This window comes from Fischerella sp. JS2 (assembly GCF_032393985.1).
Taxonomy (GTDB): Bacteria; Cyanobacteriota; Cyanobacteriia; order Cyanobacteriales; family Nostocaceae; genus Fischerella.
Genome location: NZ_CP135918.1, coordinates 1 through 25,606 on the forward strand (window position 1 = coordinate 1; position 25,606 = coordinate 25,606).

Annotated in this window: 17 protein-coding genes and 2 pseudogenes; 11 read left to right on the top strand and 8 right to left on the bottom strand. The window is 40.5% G+C overall.

Annotated elements, in window-relative coordinates:
* From dnaA to RS893_RS00020, 4 genes are all read left to right on the top strand, one after another.
* Positions 1-1,374, top strand: a complete 1,374-nt coding sequence (dnaA, locus tag RS893_RS00005; RefSeq protein ID WP_315789218.1) for a chromosomal replication initiator protein DnaA — start codon at positions 1-3, stop codon at positions 1,372-1,374.
* A gap of 598 nt (positions 1,375-1,972) precedes the next feature.
* Positions 1,973-3,139, top strand: coding sequence for a DNA polymerase III subunit beta (gene dnaN, locus RS893_RS00010; RefSeq protein WP_315789219.1), 1,167 nt, complete (start codon positions 1,973-1,975; stop codon positions 3,137-3,139).
* A gap of 74 nt (positions 3,140-3,213) precedes the next feature.
* Entirely contained in the window at positions 3,214-3,657 is a 444-nt protein-coding gene (locus RS893_RS00015; RefSeq protein WP_315789220.1) for an SRPBCC family protein, read from the top strand.
* Between the two features lie 42 nt (positions 3,658-3,699).
* Positions 3,700-4,239: a DUF6022 family protein gene (locus RS893_RS00020; protein ID WP_315789221.1), complete on the top strand. Its 540-nt coding sequence runs from the start codon at positions 3,700-3,702 to the stop codon at positions 4,237-4,239.
* Positions 4,240-4,251: 12 nt separating this feature from the next.
* On the opposite strand, the gene RS893_RS00025 is transcribed toward RS893_RS00020, so the two are convergent.
* From RS893_RS00025 to RS893_RS00050, 5 genes and pseudogenes are all read right to left on the bottom strand, one after another.
* On the bottom strand, positions 4,252-7,566 hold the full coding sequence (locus RS893_RS00025; RefSeq protein WP_315789222.1) for a GAF domain-containing protein: 3,315 nt from the start codon (positions 7,564-7,566) through the stop codon (positions 4,252-4,254).
* 523 nt (positions 7,567-8,089) lie between these two features.
* Positions 8,090-10,617 (bottom strand): annotated as a pseudogene (locus RS893_RS00035) (GAF domain-containing protein); the annotation flags it as partial.
* Between the two features lie 491 nt (positions 10,618-11,108).
* A complete protein-coding gene (locus RS893_RS00040; RefSeq protein ID WP_315789224.1) occupies positions 11,109-12,296 on the bottom strand; it encodes a TRC40/GET3/ArsA family transport-energizing ATPase in 1,188 nt (395 codons plus the stop codon).
* Between the two features lie 38 nt (positions 12,297-12,334).
* The gene (locus RS893_RS00045; protein ID WP_315789225.1) at positions 12,335-12,727 is read right to left on the bottom strand and encodes a DUF2358 domain-containing protein; all 393 of its coding nucleotides are present in this window, start codon (positions 12,725-12,727) and stop codon (positions 12,335-12,337) included.
* 215 nt (positions 12,728-12,942) lie between these two features.
* Positions 12,943-14,136, bottom strand: a complete 1,194-nt coding sequence (locus RS893_RS00050) for an acyltransferase (protein ID WP_315789226.1) — start codon at positions 14,134-14,136, stop codon at positions 12,943-12,945.
* A gap of 190 nt (positions 14,137-14,326) precedes the next feature.
* Here RS893_RS00050 and RS893_RS00055 point away from each other — a divergent pair, with 190 nt between their 5' ends.
* The 4 genes from RS893_RS00055 (at position 14,327) to RS893_RS00070 (ending at position 17,662) form a co-directional block, all read left to right on the top strand.
* Positions 14,327-14,872: an RDD family protein gene (locus RS893_RS00055; protein ID WP_315789227.1), complete on the top strand. Its 546-nt coding sequence runs from the start codon at positions 14,327-14,329 to the stop codon at positions 14,870-14,872.
* 43 nt (positions 14,873-14,915) lie between these two features.
* Entirely contained in the window at positions 14,916-15,110 is a 195-nt protein-coding gene (gene rpmG / locus RS893_RS00060; protein WP_071589147.1) for a 50S ribosomal protein L33, read from the top strand.
* A 6-nt stretch (positions 15,111-15,116) separates the two neighbouring features.
* Positions 15,117-15,332, top strand: coding sequence for a 30S ribosomal protein S18 (gene rpsR, locus RS893_RS00065; protein ID WP_009453779.1), 216 nt, complete (start codon positions 15,117-15,119; stop codon positions 15,330-15,332).
* Positions 15,333-15,616: 284 nt separating this feature from the next.
* A complete protein-coding gene (locus RS893_RS00070; protein WP_315789228.1) occupies positions 15,617-17,662 on the top strand; it encodes a ribonuclease R in 2,046 nt (681 codons plus the stop codon).
* 28 nt (positions 17,663-17,690) lie between these two features.
* Here RS893_RS00070 and RS893_RS00075 read toward each other — a convergent pair.
* Positions 17,691-17,861, bottom strand: a pseudogene (locus RS893_RS00075) (Uma2 family endonuclease); the annotation flags it as partial.
* A gap of 2,035 nt (positions 17,862-19,896) precedes the next feature.
* Between RS893_RS00075 and hetF the strand changes: the two are divergent.
* Positions 19,897-22,407, top strand: a complete 2,511-nt coding sequence (gene hetF, locus RS893_RS00080) for a cell division protein HetF (protein ID WP_315789229.1) — start codon at positions 19,897-19,899, stop codon at positions 22,405-22,407.
* A gap of 1 nt (position 22,408) precedes the next feature.
* Here hetF and RS893_RS00085 read toward each other — a convergent pair whose 3' ends face one another.
* Positions 22,409-22,576, bottom strand: coding sequence for a hypothetical protein (locus RS893_RS00085; protein WP_315789230.1), 168 nt, complete (start codon positions 22,574-22,576; stop codon positions 22,409-22,411).
* A gap of 245 nt (positions 22,577-22,821) precedes the next feature.
* Between RS893_RS00085 and RS893_RS00090 the strand changes: the two genes are divergently transcribed.
* The gene (locus RS893_RS00090; protein WP_315789231.1) at positions 22,822-23,094 is read left to right on the top strand and encodes a GlsB/YeaQ/YmgE family stress response membrane protein; all 273 of its coding nucleotides are present in this window, start codon (positions 22,822-22,824) and stop codon (positions 23,092-23,094) included.
* A gap of 471 nt (positions 23,095-23,565) precedes the next feature.
* Positions 23,566-23,985, top strand: coding sequence for a fasciclin domain-containing protein (locus RS893_RS00095; protein WP_315789232.1), 420 nt, complete (start codon positions 23,566-23,568; stop codon positions 23,983-23,985).
* A 76-nt stretch (positions 23,986-24,061) separates the two neighbouring features.
* Here the strand turns inward: RS893_RS00095 and RS893_RS00100 are convergent, their stop codons facing one another.
* On the bottom strand, positions 24,062-25,522 hold the full coding sequence (locus RS893_RS00100; RefSeq protein WP_315789233.1) for a glycoside hydrolase family 13 protein: 1,461 nt from the start codon (positions 25,520-25,522) through the stop codon (positions 24,062-24,064).
* Positions 25,523-25,606: the final 84 nt, after the last annotated feature.

Below are 25,606 nucleotides of genomic sequence, written 5' to 3' on the forward strand. Positions count from 1 at the left end.
ATGGCAATTCCCATAGATAATCTGTGGAGTCAGGTTCTGGAACGCTTGCAGCTAGAGCTATCTCGTCCCACCTTTGAAACTTGGATCAAAACTGCTAGCGCTGAACGACTGGAAAATAACTATTTAGTCATTCGTACTCCAAATCCCTTTGCCCGTAATTGGCTGCAAAAATATTACATTAAGACAATTACTAATGTTGTTCAGGATATTCTGGGTCATCCTGTAGAAATTTATATTACTGTTGCTCAGGGTGATGATGTGTCTCAGTTAACAGACAAAGAAGGAACTTTATCATTACCATCTCCGAGCATCATTCCAGATAATGCTGCTAAAAATCCGCCCAAAACCACTGAATTAAATCCAAAATACGTATTTTCACGCTTTGTAGTGGGAGCCAACAATCGCATGGCTCATGCTGCGGCTTTGGCAGTTGCTGAATCACCTGGTAGAGAATTCAACCCCTTGTTTTTATGTGGTGGTGTAGGTTTAGGTAAAACTCACCTGATGCAGGCGATCGGGCATTATCGTTTAGAAATTTGCCCGAATTCAAAAATATTTTATGTTTCGACTGAACAGTTTACGAATGATTTAATTACTGCTATTCGCAAAGACAGTATGCAAAGTTTTCGCGAACACTACCGAGCAGCAGATTTGATTTTAGTTGATGATATTCAGTTTATTGAGGGTAAAGAATATACCCAAGAAGAGTTTTTTCATACATTTAATACTTTACATGAAGCTGGCAAACAAGTTGTGATTGCTTCTGATCGCCCTCCTAACCAAATTCCTCGTCTGCAAGAACGCCTAAGTTCTCGGTTTGCAATGGGTTTGATTGCTGATATCCAACCACCAGATTTAGAAACTAGAATGGCTATTCTCCAAAAAAAAGCCGAATATGAGAATATCCGTCTCCCAGAGAATGTAATTGAATATATTGCCTCTAATTACACTTCAAATATTAGAGAACTGGAAGGAGCATTTATTCGGGCGCTGGCATATGTTTCTATTTGGGGTTTATCCATGACGGTAGAAAATATTGCACCTGTACTGGAACCTCCTACTCAAAAGGTAGAAGCAACCCCAGAAACAATTTTAACCATCATCTCCGATGAGTTTAATGTGACGATTGATGACCTTAAAGGCAACTCACGACGGCGAGAAATTAGTTGGGCTCGTCAGATAGGAATGTATCTAATGCGGCAGCATACGGATTTAAGTTTGCCTAGAATAGGAGAGGAATTTGGTGGTAAAGACCACACAACGGTTATGTATAGTTGTGAAAAAATTACTCAATTAAAACAAACAGATCAAAACTTAGCACAAACACTACGTCAACTGAGCGATCGCATTAATATGACAAGCCGCCCTAAGTAGGAGGTGGGGTGATGGGGTGATGGGGAGTGTGTAGACACGCAAGTGGCTTCCCGTAGGGTGGAGTGTAAGGAGTGTGGGGAGTGTGAGGAGTAAATAACTACTATTTACTAACAACCAACTATCAACTAAATTATTAAGTAAACTATAAAAAATTATTAAGAATAAATTAGATTGTGGAAAATTCCTAATTAATTGTGGAAAACTCCTCTGAAAATCCTGTGGAAAACTTGATAAGTAAGTATAATTACTCTGTGGAAAAACTAGATAGATTTTCCACAGATTTTCCACAATTTCCACATCTTGTAGTTAGTGGTCAGGAATCAGTGTAGACGCGTAGCGGTGAGGAAGTTGCAGTCTTGGACGCCAGGTGCATTATGCCGGGAGAAGAGTCCACCGCACTGGCTGGCTTCCCGTCACGTAGACGCGCTTTGCGCGGCTTAAGGTAAGAGTATGCGAACCCCCGTATGCTGAAGAAAGACGTTCCCGTAGAGTACCCGTAGGCAGGTAGCGGCTTCTCGTAGAGTAGGGCTTGTCGCAGGCTACAGTACCAGCCGCAGCAAGTAATAGAATTAGATAACTGACAACTGATAACTGATATATGAAACTTGTTTGTACTCAAAGCGATCTCAGTACTCACCTCTCATTAACCAGCCGTGCTGTGCCTTCTCGTCCCACTCATCCAGTTTTGGCGAATGTCCTGTTGCAGGCTGATGCTGAAACTAGCCAAGTTAGCCTGACAGCATTTGATTTGAGTTTGGGTATCCGCACCAGTTTTAGCGCTGAGGTAGTACAATCAGGAGCGATCGCTGTGCCTGCGAAACTGCTCAATGATATAGTCTCTCGTTTACCAGAGGGAGAAATTACCCTGGACGATGAATCATCAGCTACTGATAATTTACCAGACTATAACGGCTTAATTGTTACACTCACACCTAAGAGCGGACGTTATCAGGTACGAGCAATGGGAGGCGAAGAGTTTCCAGAACTACCCGTAATTGAAAATGCTCAACCGATGCAGTTCAGTGCTACTACATTGATTGAGGGTTTACGGGGTTCATTATTTGCTACTAGTGCTGATGAAACCAAGCAAGTATTGACTGGGGTGCATTTAACAATTAAGCAAGACACTCTAGAATTTGCCGCTACTGACGGACATCGCCTCGCGGTGGTAGAAACAACCAATGAAAGTCCAGATGCTAATAACGAAGATAATTTAGAGGTAACAGTACCAGCAAGAGCCTTGCGTGAATTAGAGCGAATGTTGACTCATAGTTCTGAATCTGAAGAACCTGTAGCGTTGTATTTCGATCAAGGTCAAGTAGTATTTGAATTTGGTAATCAACGCTTGACTAGCCGTACTCTAGAAGGGCAGTATCCGGCTTACCATCTCCTCATTCCCAAACAATTTCAAAGAGAATTGACATTAGAAAGAAAGCAATTGTTGAGTTCTTTAGAACGAATTGCTGTACTCACAGACCAAAAAAATAATCTGGTGAAAGTCAGCCTCAATGGGGATGCTCAAGAAATTACCTTATCTGTGGAATCTCAGGATGTGGGTAGTGCTACGGAAACCATACCAGCCCAGATATCAGGAGAAGATATAGATATAGCTTTTAATATTAAATATTTAATGGAAGGCTTAAAAGCCTTGCCAGCTTCGGAAATTCTCATGCAGATGAATACAAACCTTACTCCGGTAATTTTTAGTCCTTTGGGCGGTTTGAAAATGACTTATTTAGCTATGCCAGTCCAGCTGCGTAATTGAAATCAAAAGTTGATAAAGTAGTCTTTTCGTTCATTTGCAATGATTCTTGCCAACCGAATCAAAACAGAGTAATTGTGACAACATTTGCAATTAGGAAAAATTTATTGATCAATGCATCGCCGAGTGTACTATTTGATGCATTGACGAAATCAGATAAGATTATTCAATATTTTCCTCTGAAAGAAGTCGTATCTACTTGGGAAGTCGGTAGTGAGATTCTTTTCAAGGGAAGTCATGAAGGGAGAGATTTTATTGATTACGGAAAAATTGAAATTTTATCGCCTAATCAGAAATTTCAGTATACTTATTGGAGCGATAACCACAATACAGATAGAGTACCAGAAAACTATTTAACTATTTGTTATACACTTCATGAAGTTGATAATAGAACGAATCTGGAACTAGAACACAAAAACTTTAAATCTGAAAAAATGTATTTTGAAATGCTTAATGTTTGGGATTTTCTATTATCGAACCTAAAAAATTTTGTTGAAATTACAATCCTCCCGTATCCTTAATGTGCCACAATCCAAGGCGGTATTATCAGAAGGTAGCTTTCGATGGAATCGTTACGGGAATTTCTCATAGAAAATAACAAAAGAGATATTTTTACGATCGCTCAATACGTTGAGGAGCATATTACAGAAAACTGGCAAATCTTAATCCAGAAAAATATTGATAAGTTGGTAAATGTATTTAATAGAGCCGGTGATATGGCTTATGGAATGTATTTAGGTTGGCTGTTTTTACCTATTCACAAGCAGCTTAAACAAGTTGGATTACGCGCTCAACCTAGATTTCCTGGTGACTTTAGCATATCGAGAGAATGGGGAAATCAGGAAGAAACAGACCAACAGCGTTGGATGTGGAGTACCATCAAGTCAACCAAAGGAGAGTCACTAGGAACTATTGTCACCATTACTTTTCATGACCACACTCAGTTTCGTGTCCCTCAAAAGCCTCAAATTATTGCCTTAACAGAAACAAGCAAAGAGGCTGTTGTAGAGGCACTGTCGCATCGTTGTGCAAACTTTAGAAACGCACTCGAATTTAAGATTGAATACGAAGAGTACCTACGAACCTCAAAGAGCCAAGATTGAAGCTTTGTCTAACTACTTATCTGTGTACTCCTGCTGGCGCATGGGAATTTCAATCCAGAACTCTGTACCTAACCCTGGGCGGGAGTCACATTTAAAAACACCACCGTGTTTATCCACAATTATTTGGTAACTAATCGATAGTCCTAAGCCAGTACCTTTACCCACTGGCTTGGTGGTGAAAAAAGGATCGAAGATACGATTAATATTTTCTTGTAATATACCAGGGCCATTATCAGCAATTCTAATGACAACACTGGATATATTGCCAGAAATTTTACCAACAGCTGTTGTGATTGTAATTGTTGGGATATGAGTTTCTGAGATAGACTGCCTTTGCTGCTCTAGGGCATCGATCGCATTACTTAAAACATTCATAAAAACTTGATTCATTTGCCCGGCATAGCACTCAACCAAGGGTAAATCACTGTATTGTTTAATTACCTGAATAGCACAGCCCTCTGGTTTAGCCTTGAGGCGATATTGTAAAATCAGCAGTGTATTGTCAATACCCTCGTGAATATCAACAAGCTTCATATCCGCTTGGTCAAGCCTGGAAAAATTACGTAAAGACAGGACAATTTGACGGATGCGTTCAGTGCCTATCTGCATAGAAGTTAGCATTTTCGGCAAATCGTCAATTATAAAATCTAAGTCAATTTCTTGTGCTCGTTCCCGAATTTCTGGATTGAGATGATGGTAGTGCTGCTGGTAAAGAGCCAGCATATCTAGTAAATCTCTGGCGTAATCATTAACATAGTTGAGATTGCCGTGTATGAAATTAACAGGGTTGTTGATTTCGTGGGCCACACCCGCCACTAGTTGACCAAGCGAAGACATTTTTTCACTCTGAATCAACTGAGTTTGCATTTGTTGTAAGTCATGTAGTGCTTCAGCTAGTTGTTCTGCTTGTAACCTGGTTTGAGTAAGTAAATCAGCTTGCTCAATTGCTACACTCAGTTGGGCTGCAACTTGAGTAGTAAACTGAATTTCTGATGGGTGCCATTGCCGAGGTTGAGTACACTGATGAATGCAGAGTAAGCCCCAAAGTTGATCGCCTTTGGATAGTGGTACAACTAAGTTAGCTCTAATCTGAAATTGTGCCAGAACTTGAAGGTGACACTCTTGTAATCCAGCATTGTAGATGTCAGCTACAGCTTGAATTCGTCCTTGGGCGTAATCAATGGCATACTGTTCGCCGAAGCAGTGATCGTGAATTTTGACACCCAAAGCAGAAGGAAAATGTGGCAAAACGTCTTCTGAAACGAACTCGCCATCATTAAAATTGGAATCAAAAGCAAAGCGAAATATCCCTACTCGATCAGCATTCAAAGAACGCCGTACTTCCCGCACACTGGCAGCAAAAATATTATCTAAATCCAGCGATTCCCGCATTTTTGCAACAACTTCAAACAAAATTCGTTGTTGTTCTGCGGACTGTTGCAAGTCTAAAGCTTGCTGCCGTGTTTGTGCAAGTAATTCTGCTTGCTGGAGTGCTACCCCTAATTGGACAGCAATTTGGCTAAGAAAGTTAATTTCATAGGTTTGCCAATGGCGGGGTTTGGTATGCTGATAAGCTGCGAGTAAACCCCAAAGTTTGTCCCCAACAAAAATGGGAGCAAGTATAAAAGCTCTAATCTGGTAATGCTCTAAATTTTCCAAATGACACTGATCAAAACCCATTTGATATATGTCATCGACAGCAAATGTTTCATTGTAGCGGTAGCGTCCACCTTGGGTATCTTGTAGATAGGTGTCGTTCCAAACTTGGTTCACGCCTAGTTTAGAGACATTTAACCAGTTGGGATTAATTGCCTCGAAATCACCAACAAATTCACCACCCCATTCAGAATCGAAGCGATAAACTGAAACACGTTCAGCTTGCAACAGTTCACAAGCTTCTTTAGTAGTAGTTTGAAAAATAGTGTTGGCTTCGAGGGACTCACGAATCTTAGTAATGACACCAAAAACAGCTTGTTGTTGTTCAGTTGCTTGTTCCAGCTGCTGCGTGCGCTGCTGGACTTGCTTTTCTAGGTTGGTATTGAAACTTTGTATCTGTTGGTATAACCTGTACTGTTGAATCGCTGAAGCAAATTGTTTACCAATTTCCCTAGCTAATTCAATCTCTGCCAATGTCCACTTGCGAGCTTGTGCCTTTTTAGACTCGCGCCAAACTTCAAACGAGAGGCGAGGATACAGTTGCCGACGATCAGGATCAAACTGTCCTGCCCAAAGTTTTTCTATGTCTATTTCATTGCGGAAAATACTTAAATAACCTAGTAACTGCTGACGATATGGAAGCGGTATCATCAACATGCTACGAATTTTAGTTGCTGCAAAAGCTGGTTGCAAGGTACGTAAGCCTGGAGTTTCATAAATGTCTGAAATTGCCCATACATCATATTCAGCAGACTTGTAATATTCTTGCCAGACACTATACTGTTCTAGGAATGGGTATACCGTTTGTTCTGGAATCGCAGGCTGTTGTCCATAGATATAAAGCTTGACACAATCATTTCCAGGTATTAAACACTCGCTTAAGCTTCTGGTGTTGCTATTGTAAAAAATTGAGGGATCATCTCTGACACAAAGCCTACCACCAGCACCACCAAAGGCAGTAACTGCTGTTTCTAAGGCTGGCTGTAATGCGATCGCAGGTAGTGAATGCAATAAGGTAGCAATACGGTTGACAACTGTTTCCCTTTCGGCTAAAGCACGAGCTTGAGTCAGCAGATCACTGTGAGCGATCGCTACTGACAGTTGTTCAACCACCATTTGCAACACTTCAATTTCATATTCACTTACCGACCTTGATAAGGAATGATGAGAAACTAATAAACCCCAAAGTTTATCTTGATGGATAATTGGCACTACAATAGTCGATTTCACCCCCATTGCTCTTAAATATTCGATATGACAGGGATCTAAAGGACGGTAATGGATATCTTCGGATACAATCTCACCAGTATCCAAGTCACGCACTATACTTTGACCAATCTGCTGATTATCCAGATCAACAACTGAACGTACCCGTGACTTGATAAACAACTCACGAGCATGGGGCGGAATATCATCCGCAGGAAAGTTTAATCCCAGCAGTGATGGCAACTTATGATCATTTATTGACTCAGCAATCACCTGACCACTATCATCATCATCAAACTTGTAAATCATCACTCGCTCTGTACCAATAAATGAGCGTACCTCCGCCACTGTTGTTGTCAGAATTTCTTGTAATTCTAATGATCGACGAATGCGGTTAGTAAGGCGACGCAACAAGTCTTTTTGCTGAAGATTTGTTGGCAGGTTTTGTTCCTGAGATAAAGTCATTTTTTTATCAAAAAATATCAGCAGAATAATTTACGCCATTACCTAAAAGGGTGGCGATCGGTATGCAAAAATTAAAAGTGCTTTTGTTTAAAGCTTTTTATTTCAACTCACATGCAGTACTGCTGTACGGCGAAAATAAGTAGAGAGTAAAAAAGCAGCCAAAATGCTTGTTTGATAAGCATGATTTTCTGCTTTTTGCATGTTTGTTCTCATGCATAAGCAGTAAATATAAACTATTTTTCGATTTATTTAATAATTTTGTCTTCAGTAAAAGTACTAGTAAGTTGATTAAATAATCTATATAGTTTAATTTATCTAATTTAACAACTGTAAAGAAACTCAATTTAAGTATGTGGTAAATAACACTATAAGAAATAAATTTTTATGGTAGATGCTAGTTGTGACATTTATATTCATGTACCTTGCTGAAATTTGGTACTATCTAATCTCAAAAACTGTCAAAGTAGTAAATTTTTCAGTTTTCCAGAGTCAAGCATGGTTACAGTTCAAATTTCTACTTGGGTTATGGTCTTTCTTCGAGATCGTGATCGTATCCGGTGAATGTCAATGACTTCCGCATCTTTTCAACAACTTTGATCAAGAATTGCTTCTGTTGTCCTGTAGCTTGCAAATCATCCAGTGCCTTTCGCAAATCAGCTGCTTGCTGTTGCGTTTTTGCTAGCAATTCAACTTGCTGAAGTGCTACCCCAAGTTGGGCTGCGATCTGACTAAGAAATTTAATATCAGATGCATCCCAATGGCGGGGCGCTGAGTGTTGATAAGCAGCTAGCAAACCCCAGAGTTTTTGACCAACAAAAATAGGAGCGATCGCAAAAGCTTTGATGTGAAATTGCTCTAAGATGTCGATATGACAGGGAGCAAATTCCATTTGATAAATGTCATCGACGGTGAAGGTTTGATTGTGGCGGTAACGTCCCCTTGTGTTTCTTGTAGATAAGTGTCGTGCCAAAAGGTATTGACGCCGAGTTTGGATAAATGTGACCACTCTGGATTAGCTACCTCAAAATCACCGACAAATTCACCACCCCAATCACTGTTGAAACGATAAACACTGACGCGATCCGTTTGCAGTAATTGACAAACTTCTTTAGTAGTTGTTTGAAAGATCGTCTGTAGTTCGAGAGAGGCGCGGATTTTGTAACCACATCAAACAATAACTGCTGTTGTTCTGCTACTTTTGTAATTTAACAGCTTGGTGTTTTGTTTTTGCCAGTAATTCAGCTTGTTGAAGTGCTACCCCAAGTTGTGCTGCTGTCTGAGTTAGGAATTCCATGTCAGATGCATCCCAATGGCGGGGTTCTGAATGTTGATAAGCAGCTAGCAAACCCCAGAGTTTTTCGCCGACAAAAATAGGAGCGATCGCAAAAGCTTTGATGTGAAATTGCTCTAAGATGTCGATATGACAGGGAGCAAATTCCATTTGATAAATGTCATCGACGGCGAAGGTTTGATTGTGGCGATAGTGTCCCCCTTGTGTTTCTTGTAAATAAGTGTCGTGCCAAAAGGTATTGACACCGAGTTTGGATAAATGTGACCACTCTGGATTAGCTACCTCAAAATCACCGACAAATTCACCACCCCAATCACTGTTGAAACGATAAACACTGACGCGATCCGCTTGCAGTAATTGACAAACTTCTTGACTAGTGGTTTGAAAAATTGTCTCTATATCGAGAGAATCTCGGATTTTGGCAATCACCTCCGAAAGCGCCTGTTGTTTTTTTGTTGACTGTTCTAACTTGGTAGTGTCTTGTTGGACTTGAGTTCTGGCATTGTTAACGAGCATCCGTATCTGCTGAGATTGCTCGTTTTCGTGAATTGCAAAGGCAAATTGTTGACCTAATTCTCGTGCTAATTCTATTTCGTCGACATTCCACTCCCAAGCTTGTGCTGCTTTTGATTCTTGCCAGACTTCAAACGATAGACGAGGATAAAGTTGTCGCCCATCAGGGTCAAATTCACCAGCCCAGAGAATTTTTGTTTCAACTTCATCCCGAAAAATACTTAAATACCCCAGCAATTCTTGACGATAATGGAGTGGAATCATTAACATGCTGCGAATTTTAGTTGGTCGAAAAGCAACTTGTAGATTTCGCAAACCAGGAATTTTATACACATCTGAAATTGCCCAAATATTGTATTTACCAGATTTGTACCGCTCCTGCCAAACACTATATTGCTCGATCAGTTTGTACTTTGCCTGATCTGGGATCACAGGTTGTTTGCCGTAGGCATAAACCTTGATATGCTCGCTATCAAGTTGCAAGCAATCTGTAAAACTTTCCATTACGGGTTGATTTTTAATGCAAAGCCTACCACCAGAACCACCAAAGGCAGCGATGGTTTCTGCTAAAGCTGACTGATACTCAATTGTGGGCAATGAATGCAGCAGGGTAGCGATACGTTTAATAGTGGCTTCCTGTTTAGCTTTTTCATTAGCTTGAGTGAGGAGAGTACTTTGGGCGATCGCTAAGGAAAGCTGATCGGACACCATCTGCACCACTTCTAGTTCTGATTCTGGAATTGAATGAGATTCCGAGTGGTGAGATACCAACAGTCCCCAAAGTTGATCGTGATGCATAATCGGTACTACAAGAGAGGACTTAACCCCCATTGCAGTCAAATATTCCACGTGACAGGGATCTACTGGACGATAGTAGTTCTCTGGCGAAGATGTTTCTTCGTCTTCTAAATCCTCAGATAGAGGAATGCGGCCGATCTGTTGAGTGTCAACATTCACGATCGAACGTACCCGTGACTTGATGAAAAGTTCTCGGGCTTCAGGCGGAATGTCATCTGCGGGAAAATTGAGTCCAAGTAGCGAAGGTAACTTGTTACTATCCACAGATTCAGCTACGACTTGTCCGCTTTGATCCGGATGAAATTTATAAATCTTGACGCGATCGCTCCCAAGAAACGAACGTAATTCTGCCACCGTTGTTGTGAAAACGTCTTGTAGTGTTGACGATAAACGAATACGGTTGGCGATGCGAAGTCGCAGAGTTTCTGGCTTGATAGTTACCTGCATATATTCCAAAAAAGGTGAGATTACTTATAGTTAAGATAAGATTATGTATCACATTTCGGAATATAATTACATTAATTAATTTAAGTTTTTATTTATGCGATTTGTGGGGAATATAACTTGGTAATTTCTTCACTATGTTATTTAATTGCTCAGCAAAAATAGTAAACAGGAAAACGTATGAAATAATACTTAACCTTTTTGCTGCTTGTCACGCCATCTACCACAAAAAGGCGACATGCACTAGTGATTAGTGCTGTGTGATTTGCAAATATTAACTACCAACTATATACCAGCTAATAGCTACTAACTAAGCAACCTATAAATAGTATGTTATTTGCTTGCTACTTGGAAATTATCGATAAGTCGTCAGACAAAATTAAATTCATTGCTGGAGGTAAGCAATAGGCACTCTTGCAATAAAGAAACAATGGGGTCAATCCAAAATCTAAAATCCAAATTAGGGTATAAGGTGGGCAGTACCCACCTCCAAAAATTAAGTATTACCAGCCTCAGCAAAGCGAATTTTTAAATAATCTTCTTCCATTTTTGCTCCGGCTGGTTGTAGTGCTGCTAATGCTTGCGGTAAGACCAAATTACGGCGATGATTACCGATAGTAATATTTAACTCATCGCCCGTTTTACTGAGTTGAATTTGGTTTTTAGGAATACCAGGTAAATACAATTCCAAACTGTATTGATTTTTATCTTGCACGACTTTGATTGTGTTCTCCTTATAGTAAACCTGAGTTGGATCTTCATCTTGGTAAAGTGTTTCTTTGAGACGTTCTAGTGCTGCTAGACCGCACATTTCTTCCGAGAAAAGAGGTACTTCTTTCACAGGTAAGGGATGGAAGTTTTCGTGAATTTCCTGACGATATTGCTGTTGATTCTCTTTCCATCGCTGGAAAAATGAGTCCTGGACTTCGTTAGGAATAATGCGATTAGCAACAACTAAATCTGTGGCGACATTATATAAACTAAGATAGGCATGGGCACGGAGAGATTCTTTAATTACCATTTTTTCTGGGTTGGTGACCAGACGCACTGAGGTTTGATTATTGTCAGTTAAGACTTTTTCTAATGCTTCAATTTGTTGGTAGAACTCATAAGGTGCATCCATTACCTCTTTATCTGGTAAAGAAAAACCCGCGATCGGTTTAAACAGAGGTTCAACCAAAGGTCTAAGGGCCACAGAAATATTTTGAAACGGTTTGTAAAAGCGGCGCATATACCAACCACTGACCTCTGGTAAACTCAGCAGCCGTAATGCTGTACCAGTCGGGGCGGAATCGATAATCAAAACATCAAAATCGCCTTCGTCGTAATGGCGTTTCATTCGTACCAAGCCAAAAATCTCATCCATGCCTGGTAAAACTGCCAATTCTTCCGCTTGTACCCCATCCAAACCTCGCGCCTGCAAAACTTGGGTAATATAGCGCTTGACAGCACCCCAATTTCCTTCTAATTCTTGTAGTGCATCCAGTTCCGCACCCCACAAGTTCGGACGAATTAGGCGAGGGGCGTGTTCTAGTTCCAGATCAAAACTATCTGCCAAAGAGTGGGCGGGGTCTGTACTCAAAACCAGAGTACGATAACCAAGTTCTGCACAACGCAGTCCAGTGGCGGCGGCCACGGAAGTTTTACCTACACCGCCTTTTCCGGTCATCAAAATTACGCGCATGAATGGTTCTGTCTTGTATGAGAAGTATTTATATTTATTTACATTATCGATTGTTTGGCAGAGAAATGCTGTTTGATTACATCTAGACGCGAACAATTCCAATAATCTATGTGAGAAATGATCAAACCGTCACAGTTGAGGCGCAATTCACTCCAACCAGGGATAGAAATACGTGGTTTCCAGGGCAGGGGACTATTCCAACTGAGTGTCCACTTAGTTTTAATAGTGTCTCCTTCTTTTTGGAGATCGTGCAAATCCATCTTGGGATTTAAAAAAAAAGTCTCAATAAATTTGATCATCAGCTTGTATAGCTGAATACCCCTAAATCTAAATACTTGGTCTTGAAAATAAACGTCTTCAGCGTAGATGCTGTAAGTTTGATTTGCTGGAAATCTTTGATAGTCCTCTTTAAGGATTTGCATAATATCCATAGAAAATCCACCCCTGAAGTGACAATCTCTTTATTTTGAGATTACCTCAAATTGTCAAATACTTCATGCTCATCAAACAAAATAAATATCCAACATATAGTATTCCTAAATCATTCGTAAACAACAAGATCCCCAACTTCTTGTAGACATCCTCCGGATGGCTTTCTAAAGGGTAGAAGTTGGGAATCTATCTGTCTCCAGTATTTACAACTTAATTAATTTCCATCTATTTTGATGGCGTCTTTGACTTTCCGTTTTTTTAAGAAGCCAGACATAAATGGACGCTCAAATATTAAATAGAAAATATAGGCAATCAACAATGATAGTGACAAACCAGTTGTATAGAAGATAATCTCTCTGTTGAGAGGAGAAAATTGTAAGGTATGTAGATATTGATTGAGTACAGTTAAGACTATAGAGTGCAGTAGATATAAGCTATAAGAAAATGTACCTAGTGCGATCGCCCAAGGAGATTGCAGTATTTTTAATACTAAAGGCGGTGTTTGATCATCAACTATACAGTTAGTACAGTAGACTAACAAACATGCAGTCGCTAAACCAACAAATAATTCATTTACCCATATTTCTAAACCAAACTTTTGCAACATATCAGTTAATAAAGCCATGCCAAAAAATATTGGGGCTAGCAAACCCCAGGGTAGTAATTTTCTAATTTTTTGCAAATAGTGTTTTTGAGAAAATCCGATATCTGCCGCCATCATCCCTAAAGCAAACAAACCCAAATACCATGTATGCGCTCTACCGATGAGTCCATGCGATAAATAATAAGGTAATAATCCTAACAAGAAAGAAACAATAATTACTACCAACCAGCCTAAATGTCGCCATATTGGTAGTAAAATTATGGGAAATAAAAAGTATATTTGCCATTCAGTAGCTACACTCCACATTGGTCCATTAATTGTATAAATTTCATTGTTGGGAATGAGGTTGTGGATTAAAAATAGATGACAGACAATATCAAAAAATGAAAAGTTGTGATCAAAATGTCCCCATAGATTATTATTCCAATATATAAAATGAAGATTAATTAAAATTGTGATTAAGATACCTACTGTCAATGACAATATCAAAGCCGAATAATATGGTGGCAATATTCGACGCGATCGCCGCTTCAAATAATTAAACAATCCTCCGGAGATATAGCCTGTTTGAGAACGAGATACTGGTAGCATTAAACAGTATCCTGAAAGAACAATAAATATAGCTACACTAAAAAGTCCATATCTAAAAATTTTGCTAAAGTTCAGCCATATATTTGGTAAATCATGTCCTTGTAATTCCCAGAGATGGGAAAAAACAACGTACAAAGCTGCTAAACCACGTAAACCGTCTAGATAATAGAGATGTACTCTCTTGTCGTTGTTACTATCTAGAATTTTATTCATTTAATCCACTTTACTTTTAGTGATTTCGAGGTTGACTCAATCCTACTTACTTTTGTTCTATTTAACTAATAATAAATACTTATATTCAACTAAGAATTGGTTAAATAGCGATCGCTATATCCACCGCGAGAAATGAAGTATATAAAAATCAAGAGAATAAGTAATAAATAACACAAGCAAATTAATAATTATGACCATTGAACGCATACCCCCACCAAACTACCCCAGAGTTGAATTTGGACGACGAATTATGGCATTTGGGATTGATTTTTTGATTGTTTGGTTAGTTAGTTCTCTATTGGGAACTAATGCGCTTGGTATTCAATTTCTCCAGATATTAGTTTTTGCGATCGCTTGGTTGATATTACGAGTAGTGGTAGTCTATAACAACCAAGGACAAAGTTTGGGGCGTTATGCTCTAGACATGAGAGTACTGGCAGTCGACAGGGGAAGAGTGCCAGATTTACAGGCTCTTTTACAACGAGAGTCGCTCATTGGTTTGGGTGCGCTTTTACTTGCGATCGCCTTGAGCAATATTATTCGCAATCCCACTGCTATACTGCTGATACTTCCTCTAGCCATTGATTGTGGTACAGCTGTATCTGATACCCAACTACGGCAAGCTTTGCATGATCGCTATGCTAAGACTATAATCGTCTCGGCAAGACGTGGCTATTCGCTAGATATAAAAGTCAAGCGAATGCTTGAAACTTTGCAGCGAAATGTGCGAAGATAGATATTTGTGTTAATTATTCTCAGGCTTAATTGTTTGTAAAGTTATGGCTAAGGCTAAAGGTGTCCGAATTATAGTGACACTGGAATGTACGGAATGTCGTACAAATCCAGATAAGCGCTCTCCAGGTGTTTCACGTTATACCTCGACGAAGAATCGTCGTAACACCACCAATCGTCTAGAACTCAAAAAGTTCTGCACTCACTGCAATAAACATACTGTCCACAAGGAAATTAAATAGACAACCATGAGTTATTACCGCCGTCGTTTGTCTCCGATTAAGCCGGGAGAACCAATTGACTATAAAGATGTAGACTTGCTGCGTAAATTTATCACTGAGCGCGGTAAAATATTGCCCCGTCGGATTACCGGGCTGACTTCTCAGCAACAGCGAGCGTTAACATTAGCGATTAAACGCGCTAGAATTTTGGCTTTGTTGCCATTTATCAACGCAGAAGGCTAACTAGATTTTGGATGTTGCGAAAAGTTTGAGCGCCGGCTTCCGGCGTTCGCGCAGCTTCCCGGAGGGAACCTCAAAGCTTTTTAAGACGGATTTTAGATGAATAAGCTAAGTTTATGTAGCATTGCACTTGGCGTTTGTGAATCCAAAATCTAAAATCTAAGAAAGTTAGGTTTAAAATAGGCTGATTCGAGCTTAGAATCATTTAGATTTAGGATTTAATAACAAGTTATTTCATCCAAAATCTAGAAACTAAAATCTAAAATTTTAATAAAGATGCGAGGCTTGTGGAGAAGGGGACGCTAGTTGAATTTAGACTTCAAGGCGATCGCCGCTTGGGTGTGATAGATCGCCCAGACGGCAAAACCCGTTGGTTCATAGTCGATGAACGGGGTCAATCTCACAGTCTCGCGCCTAGACAAATCACATATATAGTTACTGGACAAACTTATAAATCTTCACAAATTTCTAGTTTTTTAGAAGAAGTAAACCCTTACTTAGATCCATCAAGCTTAGAAGTAGCTTGGGAATTACTAGTAGAGGATGGGGAAGCAGTGACACCACAAGTAATGGCAAGCTTACTGTTTTCGGAATCACAACCACCTCAGTGTTATGCTGCTTACTGGTTGCTATCAGAAGATAAAATTTATTTCAAGCAAAAGGGAGACTCTTACGAACCCCGCACAGCCGCCCAAGTAGCAGAACGCAAACACCAAATAGAAATAGAGGCACTTAAAGCAAAAGGACAACAAGAATTTTTGGCTCGTGTAGAGCAAGCACTCAAAGGTGAAGCAGTCGAGTGGCAAAGACATGACCGCCACCGTTTAGAAGCTTTAGAAAAATATGCAACACTGCTTGCCGACATTGTGCGTGTAGGGCTAAATTATGACTCTCTGGCTCGTGCCTATCCGCCGCCAGCGCCAGTCCTGGAAACGATGAACATGCTAGGACGTTCTGCAACCCCCCAAGGAACCTTTCAATTATTGGTAGACTTGGGTTGGTGGAGTCCTCACGAAAACTTATTTCTGCGTCGTTCCTCAATTCCAGTTCAATTTCCTACAAAGGTACTAGAAGTGTCGCAACAGCGATTACAATCACCACTGCCTGATCCAGATGTTAACCGCCTGGATTTGACCTACCTCAAAGTGTACACGATTGATGATGAAAGTACTACCGAGATAGACGATGGTTTGAGTTGGGAACAGCTTGCAGATGGGCGAGAAAGATTATGGGTGCATATCGCTGATCCAACACGATTTTTGCTCCCAGAAGATGAGTTAGACCTAGAAGCCAGAAAACGGGGTAGTACAGTTTATTTGCCAACAGGAATGGTTCCCATGTTTCCAGAAATATTGGCAACTGGACCCATGAGTTTGGTGCAAGGACAGGTTTGTTGCGCCCTCAGCTTTGGAATTATATTAGATGCGTCTGGTGCAGTAGAAGATTACAGCATTCATGCCAGTTTTATTAAACCTACCTATCGCCTTACCTACGAAGACGTAGACGAAATGCTGGACTTGGACGTGCAAGCGGAACCAGAAATTGCCGCTATAGCCAGATGGGCAAACAAGCGCAAAGCTTGGCGATACGCCCAAGGAGCCATCAGCATCAATATGCCAGAGGCAATGATTAAAGTCAAAGAAGATGACATCAACATCTATGTTTTAGACGACTCCCCCTCCAGGCAACTAGTAGCGGAGATGATGATACTTGCTGGTGAAGTTGCTGCCCGTTATGGTCAAACTCATCAAATTCCTCTGCCTTTTCGTGGTCAGCCCCAGCCAGAATTACCCCCCGAACAAGAATTACTCCAGCTACCAGCAGGTTTCGTTCGTGCCTGTGCCATGCGTCGCTGTATGCCTAAGAGTGAAATGAGCATTACACCAGTACGCCATGCTGGTTTAGGTTTGGATACCTACACTCAGGCTACTTCTCCTATCCGCCGCTACAGTGACTTGCTTACCCACTTTCAGCTCAAAGCACATCTGCGGGGCGATGTTCCACCCTTTTCCGCCGAACAACTCAAAGAAGTGATGATGACCGTTAGTACCATCACCCAAGAAGTGACAATGGTAGAACGGCAGACAAACCGATATTGGGCATTAGAGTACTTGCGCCGCTGCACGGATAAAGTTTGGCAGGCAACAGTATTAATGTGGTTGAGAGAAGATAGTGGTTTAGCATTAATTCTTTTGGAAGATTTGGGTTTGCAGTTACCAATGTCTTTCCGGCGTGCTTTGAAGTTAGGTGAACAGGTTTTAGTGAAAGTCTTCCACGTCGATCCACAAAAAGACGTGATTCAATTTCAGGAAGTAATTTATCAAGAAGCGTGAAGTCACACACACTTGAGTATCAATTAGATTCTAAAGTGAATTTTGTAGCTAAAAATCCAACTACCTCTTCATGGTCGCCTGTAGGTGGGGACATCTCAATAATTACTCCGTCATGCAGTTCATATCGGCTTTGGGAGTTTTCGGGATACCAAGCAACGAATTCATTGAATGTAAGTAGTTTGCGTGAGGCTTGAGTCATAGCTTTCCTCAAAGCAACAATCAGTAGATATCTTGTTTGGAAAAACTTCTAAATAATTGCATATTACTGCATGAGTAATACAAATGAACTTAAAAAAAGACAATCAAAATCAGGACTCACGCAAACAATAGCCGAAACTCTAATTTTCAGGTAAGGGTAACTCATGAATTGCCCCTAAAGCGTTTAGTTTTGCGTAATTCCTAAAAATAATAAAATAAATGAGTTTACAATTAACGAATAAAAAAGTTGATGGAGAGTACAAACAAACAATAAAGTTTTAATACATCTGAGCAATTTTTGCAAAGATGCGTTATCATTTGTTTTTCTACGAAAAAATCCCCTAGCAACCGACAGTCAACTAGGGGAGTTTGTTATCAGGGTGCATCTACCATTACTATGTTCTGAGATAAACCAGTATGCTCCGGATAATTTTGTGCAAATTCTTGGCTACATGTTTGTTTTTGCACATAAAAAAATCCCCTAGCAACCGACAGTCAACTAGGGGAGTTTGTTATCAGGGTGCATCTACCATTACTATGTTCTGAGATAAACCAGTATGCTCCGGATAATTTTGTGCAAATTCTTGGCTACATGTTTGTTTTTGCACATAAAAAAATCCCCTAGCAACCGACAGTCAACTAGGGGAGTTTGTTATCAGGGTGCATCTACCATTACTATGTTCTGAGATAAACCAGTATACTCCGGATAATTTTGTGCAAATTCTTGGCTACATGTTTGTTTTTGCACATAAAAAAATCCCCCGATAGCCGACAGCTAGCAAGGGGAGTTTGTTATCAGGGTGCATCTACCATTACTATGTTCTGAGATAAACCAGTATACTCCGGATAATTTTGTGCAAATTCTTGGCTACATGTTTGTTTTTGCACATAAAAAAATCCCCCGATAGCCGACAGCTAGCAAGGGGAGTTTGTTATCAGGGTGCATCTACCATTACTATGTTCTGAGATAAACCAGTATGCTCCGGATAATTTTGCGAAAATGGGATTAAAAGGTTATGAAAAACAACAAAAAATCCCTCAGTAGCCAATTACCAACAAGGGGAGTGAGTTATCAGATTCCATCTACCAGCATCTCAATATATCTCGGGCAAGGGGTAAGGGGAATTTATGCGTTTCTCTATGTCCTTTGACCCAATCCCAGTAAATTTTTCCTGATCAGCACTCTTAGGCAAGAGTATGCTCATCCGAACTGTATTGCCAGGCATCTACCAGTCTTTGTGTTTTAGAGCAAAACAGTTAGTATAGTTTGGATGCATTTATCAATGATTCTAGGGGGTATAAAGATATGGGACTAAGGCTAAGATCTTCCACTTTTTTAGTTAAACCCATACTCACCTACCCTGATTTTGTAGGAAACTGGGTGATCAAAATCAAAAACCCTAGTGCTTGATAGCCAACTAGGGAAGCCGAGTTACCAGGGTATATCTACCAATTCAAAATTCTGGTTGTCAATCTTGTCATCAGGAGAATTTATTTGACTTTTCACGCTGTGTAAAAACCTTATGAATGTCAAATAGTTAAAGAGAAACTTGTGATCTCTACTCTGATTGAGGCTGGAGATCATAAGCAGGGGTAAAAATAGCTGTAATCGTACTTACCCATAAAGACAAAAAATCAAGTCTTTAAGCAAGGAGTGCTGTTCAGTTGGGGGTATAAAGGTATAAGTGTTCAAATCCCTTACACCCTTACATCCCTGCCCCCTTCAAGATATTCCGTGAAAAGTAAGGATAAATTTTTGGTGCATTGGGGACGTTTTTCTGGTAAGCATAGAAAAACCCCCCAGCGTGTATTAGCCAAGCAGGGGAGTTAAAGATCAAGGTGCATCTACCAATAAAAATGTTCTAGGCACAGCCGATAAAATCCGGATTAAAGTTGTAGAAGTTGCAAGAGCAGCAAAACAACTGCAATCAGAAACATCTCGGTGACAAGATGCATCTAAATGTATCAGAAACGAAACATCACTTGAAAATGAATTGCGTTTCAAATCGGCTCGTAGGAGGCAAACAGGAGAAGTTGTGACCCAGGAATTTCAAATTTCCGTAACCCCTGTAGGGCAAAACGACTACTTGGTGCGAACGGAAAGAGTCGCGCAGGGAGTTCCGTTGGCAGAAGAACTGGTGACTTGGCCTGTAGCTGATTGGTTGACAGCTGCTGGACATTTGATGAATGACCCATTGAAGTTAGTGTTACAGGGAGATGCGATCGCCAGAAACTCTGTCAACTTAGCAGCATTGGGTCGGGAGTTTTACGATAAATTGTTTAAAGGCACTCTCAGAGATAGTTGGATGGCTGCCCAAGGTATCGCCCAAAATCGCCAAGGTGTATTGCGCCTACGTTTGGGGTTAAAAGATCATCGGTTAGCGCGTTTGCCTTGGGAAGTGATGCACGCAGGTGATCGTCCCATAGCCACAGGCCCATATATTGCTTTTTCTCGCTTCCACTCAGGAATAAATGGGGCATCTCGCCTACCATCAATGCCTACACCGCCGGAAGAAGGTGGTATCAGAGTATTGATGGTAATTGCTTCTCCCAATGATCGAACCCGTTTGAATTTACTTAAACAAGAAGCTGAAGAACTACAAGCAGAACTACATCGCCAATCACCACGCTTCTCGGAAACAGGGGCTTATCTGCCAGGTATCGAACTAACTTTGTTAGAACAGCCAGGTAGAGAAGAATTAACACAAGCCCTGGAACAAAGACGTTATCACATCCTGCACTACTCCGGTCACAGTAACTTAGGCCCTAACGGCGGCGAAATTTATCTTGTCAGTGGTAGAACAGGCCTCACCGAGACACTAAGTGGAGACGACTTAGCAGGCTTACTCGTCAATAACAATATTCAAATGGCTGTGTTTAACTCCTGCTTGGGCGCATACGCAGCTACTTCTGACCCCACACAAGAAACAGGCGAACGTAATCTTACCGAAAGCTTAGTTAAACGGGGTATTAGGAGTGTTTTAGCAATGTCAGAACGCATTCCTGATGAAGTCGCGTTGACATTGACACAGTTATTTTACCGTAACCTTGCTCAAGGATATCCTGTAGATTTGTGTGTGAGCCGAGTACGACAGGGGTTAATCTCTGCCTATGGATCGCATCAGATGTACTGGGCTTTGCCTATTTTGTATCTTGATAAAGATTTTAATGGTTATCTCGGACCGGAAATTGATGTACCCCAAACGCCAAAATTGCTCAACGAGTATGATCCGGCCTTAGGGGGAACACCAACACTCTACCCAGCTACAGCAGATAATACCGATCTGTCTTTGCCGATGGATAATATGGTTGCTTCTGGTCTGACACAAGAGTCTTCTGAGTTAGACTGGCTAGGCGAAGAAACCTGGGGTGATTTGGTAGATGAAATCGAGTATGACGATCCAACCTATGCCCAGGATTCATCTGTAGTCGCAGGTATATTTGGTGAACTAGGCAATTCCACAGATGCTAACGAGCAAACTTCCATGAAAGCCGAACTTATAGGGCAGGATAGAGAAGATAGTATTGATGACGCTGACGATAGTGAAAATCTCGCTGCATTGTGGGGAGAATTTGCACCACAAATAGCGCCAAATAGACAAATAGCACCAGCAAGTGATGAAGTAGCTGTTGATGATAGCTTAGGTGGAGATTGGCAAAGTACTTTTGCTTCTTCTTACATTACCCCATCTGAGAAAGCTGCCTATAGACGACGCGCTCGAGGTCAGTTGTTGTCTATAGTTGGATTTGTGGGAATTAGTGCGATCGCAGTATTTTTTGGCATAAATTGGTGGCAGCAACGAAACTCAACCCTATCTGACATACCAGCAATTTCTACCGATTCTAAATCTAGCCAAAATCTGTCACCGACTAGTATAAAAACAGAAGCAACCGGAATTGTCACCGCCTATGCTACCGAGAAACTGAGCAATGGTGACTTACAAAATGGACTATTAGCTGTAGAGGCACTTCTGGATCGTAATGCTCTTGATAATGCCAAAACAGCCCTTGATCTTGTTCCTACCAATCAGTTAGATAATCCATTTGTCAACTTTTTAAAAGGACGCTTAGCATGGCAGTTTGTCCAAATCAAAGACACTAGATATAGCGTTGATGATGCCCGCCGTTTTTGGGAAAATGCTGTAAAAACAGAACCCAATTCGCTTTTATATTCTAATGCTTTAGGTTTTGCTTACTACGCAGAAGGCAATCTCAATCGTGCCAACGACTCTTGGTTTAAAGCATTGGACACTGCTGTCAAACACAATACATCAGCCAGTAACATTGTAGCCAAACCAAAACAAGAATCTCAGGATACTTTAACAGCCTATGCAGGCTTAGCCATTGGATTATACAAATCTGCACGTAATCAGCCAGATTCTAAACGAGAGCAATATCTTAATGAAGCAGTAAAACTGCGGCAAATGGTAGTCAAAGATGATCCTATCAGTTTTCAAAAAAATCAATTAGCTAACAATTGGATGTGGTCAGAAGAAGCAATTAAAGATTGGGAATCTCTCTTACAAATCAAGATTGGATCTCAATAATCTACTTACACAGCACTGCTACTTGCAGCGATCGCATGAGTTTATAGTTAAATAAATTCGCTAATTTATTTTTCTTGCTATTTTGACTGAGATAGCTAGCGGTATAAGCATAAACATTGCCAGACTTAGCTTTGTGAGCAGCAAATACATTGATAATGCATATTGGCATAGAAAGCGAAATTATACTGCGGTACGGAAAGCCTTCAAAGTAGGTGCGAAAGTATTGAAATGTCCCACTATAAGCTTTTTTTAATTGACTATCTATTTCAAATCAGGCGTATATCAAAAGTAATGGCAGCAATTTAACTATTACTTCCGGCTAATTTGTAATTCGTTCTGTTGGTAGATTGGATGTCAATGTTGTGACTGTTATTCTGTAATTGTTAGTGAAAAAAGTTTACCACGTATAAAACAATGAACATTCTTGCTTGGATTGTTTTAGGTTTAATTGCTGGTGCTATTGCCAAAGCTATCTACCCTGGTCATCAAGGCGGTGGTATTTTAGGAACAATTCTTTTAGGAATTATTGGTGCATTTGTTGGTGGTAGTTTGGGCGTATTCTTCACTACTGGACGCTTTGCACTAGCAGCTTCTAGTCTGAGTATTCCTGGTATTTTAGTAGCGGTTATCGGTGCAATTGTTGCTGTTTTTGTGTGGAACTTATTAACTCGCCGTAGTGCTGTGTAATAAATCAATTACACTCAATTTATAGTAAAACTCAGGGAACTCATCACACTATATTTTCTCCCTGAATTTATCTAAACACAGTAGCGCCTGCTTATAATTGGGTTGGCGCTATAGCATTTCTAAATCATTCGTGAACAACAAGATCCCCGAAATCGGTGAGGATGTCGTTAGGCGGTGGGGTTATCTGTCCTGAAATATTTTTTGAATTAAGATAATTTTTTGACAATAAAATTATAAAAAAATAGGTCTAAGCCCAAAACTATATGTTGAAATAACTTCAGGCTTAACCTGTATTTTATAATTTAAAACGCGTGCATGAAAAAGATTATTTTTATTGTGATCGATCAGAATGACACAAAAATGTCAAACATTTGATGCAACACGTAACTACATACCCGTTGATAGAGGTTGATAGCTATTTACCTACTCTATAAGTGACACATAGCACAACCTAAACAAAGTAAAAACCTCATGACTGATATTGTAGAAACTGCTGTTAATACAGGTAATTTCAATACCCTAATCAAAGCTGTTGAAGCCAGCGGACTATTAGAAACTATTAAAAGTGAAGGCCCTTATACACTGTTTGCACCCACTGATGATGCTTTTGCTAAGCTACCAGAGGGGACATTAGATGATTTACTAGCAAATACCCCAAAGTTAAAGAGAATTGTTGCCTATCATGTTGCTTTTGGGGATGTTAGATCAGATGATTTGGCGCAAATTGATGAGGCGCAGACAGTTGAAGGATCGGTGATCGCGATCGCATCCGTTGATGGTAAAGTTCAGGTAAATGATGCCAATGTTCTCAAAACTGATATTTTGGCTGACAACGGCGTTATCCACGTTATTGATCAAGTTTTGATGCCTGCGCTAGTTGTTGCGGAGTAGGAAGTGTTGGTGGTTAGTAGTTAGTAGTTAATTGTTAATTGTTAGTTATTTACTACTAACCACTATCCACTAACTTCTAACCCATACCCAAAATACAACCACTGCGGGGAGGAAGATTTAAACTTAATTTTTTAGTTTCACCTTCACCGTACCACTCGATCTCAGCATTGCCATATAAAAGCTTGTTGAGTTGGCTATGGCAGTTAATATTTATATTTGCTTTTGCCGATGCAGTACCAGCATTGACTGCAATGATTAATTTTTCGTTAGCTAAAGTGCGGGTAAAAACAAAAAGTTCTGCTTGGGCATATAAAACTTGATAATTTCCTGTACGCAAGCAAGGATAAGCATGACGGAGGGCAATTAATTGGCGGTGGGTGTTGAGAATTTCTTGATTCCAGCTTGCTTCTAGAGGAAAACCACGCCGAGAATCTGGATCAAGACGACCAGGTAAACCCACTTCATCACCGTAATAGATACTAGGCGCGCCAGGAAAAGTTAGTAGCAGCAGAGTTGCTAGTTCCACACTAGGAGTATCGCCCCCAGCAATCGAAATCAACCTAGCGGTGTCGTGACTCGCCAGCAAATTTAACTGTGTGAGTTGAATTTCCCAGGGATAAAGTTGCAGTAGTTCCTGCATTTTGGTGGCGTACTCCGCCGCAAATAACGGTGGGTAAGGATGATAGGAACGATCTTGTACTTGTTCAATATCAACGCGATCGCCTGCGGTAAATGCAATTGTTGGTGCAGCAAATAAATAATTCATCACGCCATCAAACTGCGTACCATCCAACCATTCGCGAGAATCTCCCCACACTTCACCCACAATATAAGCTTCCGGATTGATCGCTTTGACGCGATCGCGAAACTCTTGCCAAAAACCAGGAGTTTTAATTTCAAATGGTACATCCAACCGCCAACCATCGATGCCAAATTTAATCCAGTATTCGGCGATTTCCATAATGTACTCTCGTACTTCTGGGTTATCGTGGTTGAATACTGGTAGGGCGCGATTGTCAGCCCAACCTACATAGTTCGCCGGAAACTCACCATTGTAAGGGGAAAGAGGCCAATCTTCGATTTTGAACCAATTTACCCAAGGCGAATGGGGGCCATTCTCTAAAACATCGTGGAAAAAGAAAAAGCCCCGACTGGAATGATTAAACACTCCATCTAAAACAACTTTAATATTACGGGCGTGGGCTGCGTCTAGCAATTCTTTGAAAGCCGGATTGCCCCCCAACATCGGATCAACCTGATAATAATCATGGGTATGGTAGCGGTGATTACTTGCAGATTGGAAAATGGGCGTAAAGTAAATAGCATTAAATCCCAAATCCTGAATGTAATCTAACTGTTCCAGTACACCCCATAGATCCCCTCCCTTGTAACCTTGGAGTGTAGGCATAGCATCCCAATCTTCCCAACTAGCGTTACGCAACAATCGTTTACGTGGTTGCTTGCTTCTAGCAAAGCGATCAGGAAAAATTTGATAGAAAACAGCATGTTTAACCCAGTCTGGCGTGCGAATTTCCATGTATTCCTCTATTTCTCCATCGCGATCGTTGCAGAAACTAGGTTAATTGTGTCTCACACCTGTGGTAGAAAAATTAGGTTATTG

What these genes read in the sequence shown, in the direction of transcription:
- RS893_RS00085 (WP_315789230.1), bottom strand. Translation starts at nt 22,576, where the DNA reads ATGCCAATATGCATTATCAATGTATTTGCTGCTCACAAAGCTAAGTCT.
- RS893_RS00090 (WP_315789231.1), top strand. Translation starts at nt 22,822, where the DNA reads ATGAACATTCTTGCTTGGATTGTTTTAGGTTTAATTGCTGGTGCTATT.
- RS893_RS00040 (WP_315789224.1), bottom strand. Translation starts at nt 12,296, where the DNA reads ATGCGCGTAATTTTGATGACCGGAAAAGGCGGTGTAGGTAAAACTTCC.
- RS893_RS00055 (WP_315789227.1), top strand. Translation starts at nt 14,327, where the DNA reads ATGACCATTGAACGCATACCCCCACCAAACTACCCCAGAGTTGAATTT.
- dnaN (WP_315789219.1), top strand. Translation starts at nt 1,973, where the DNA reads ATGAAACTTGTTTGTACTCAAAGCGATCTCAGTACTCACCTCTCATTA.
- RS893_RS00025 (WP_315789222.1), bottom strand. Translation starts at nt 7,566, where the DNA reads ATGACTTTATCTCAGGAACAAAACCTGCCAACAAATCTTCAGCAAAAA.
- dnaA (WP_315789218.1), top strand. Translation starts at nt 1, where the DNA reads ATGGCAATTCCCATAGATAATCTGTGGAGTCAGGTTCTGGAACGCTTG.
- RS893_RS00045 (WP_315789225.1), bottom strand. Translation starts at nt 12,727, where the DNA reads ATGGATATTATGCAAATCCTTAAAGAGGACTATCAAAGATTTCCAGCA.
- RS893_RS00050 (WP_315789226.1), bottom strand. Translation starts at nt 14,136, where the DNA reads ATGAATAAAATTCTAGATAGTAACAACGACAAGAGAGTACATCTCTAT.
- RS893_RS00020 (WP_315789221.1), top strand. Translation starts at nt 3,700, where the DNA reads ATGGAATCGTTACGGGAATTTCTCATAGAAAATAACAAAAGAGATATT.
- RS893_RS00100 (WP_315789233.1), bottom strand. Translation starts at nt 25,522, where the DNA reads ATGGAAATTCGCACGCCAGACTGGGTTAAACATGCTGTTTTCTATCAA.
- rpmG (WP_071589147.1), top strand. Translation starts at nt 14,916, where the DNA reads ATGGCTAAGGCTAAAGGTGTCCGAATTATAGTGACACTGGAATGTACG.
- rpsR (WP_009453779.1), top strand. Translation starts at nt 15,117, where the DNA reads ATGAGTTATTACCGCCGTCGTTTGTCTCCGATTAAGCCGGGAGAACCA.
- RS893_RS00095 (WP_315789232.1), top strand. Translation starts at nt 23,566, where the DNA reads ATGACTGATATTGTAGAAACTGCTGTTAATACAGGTAATTTCAATACC.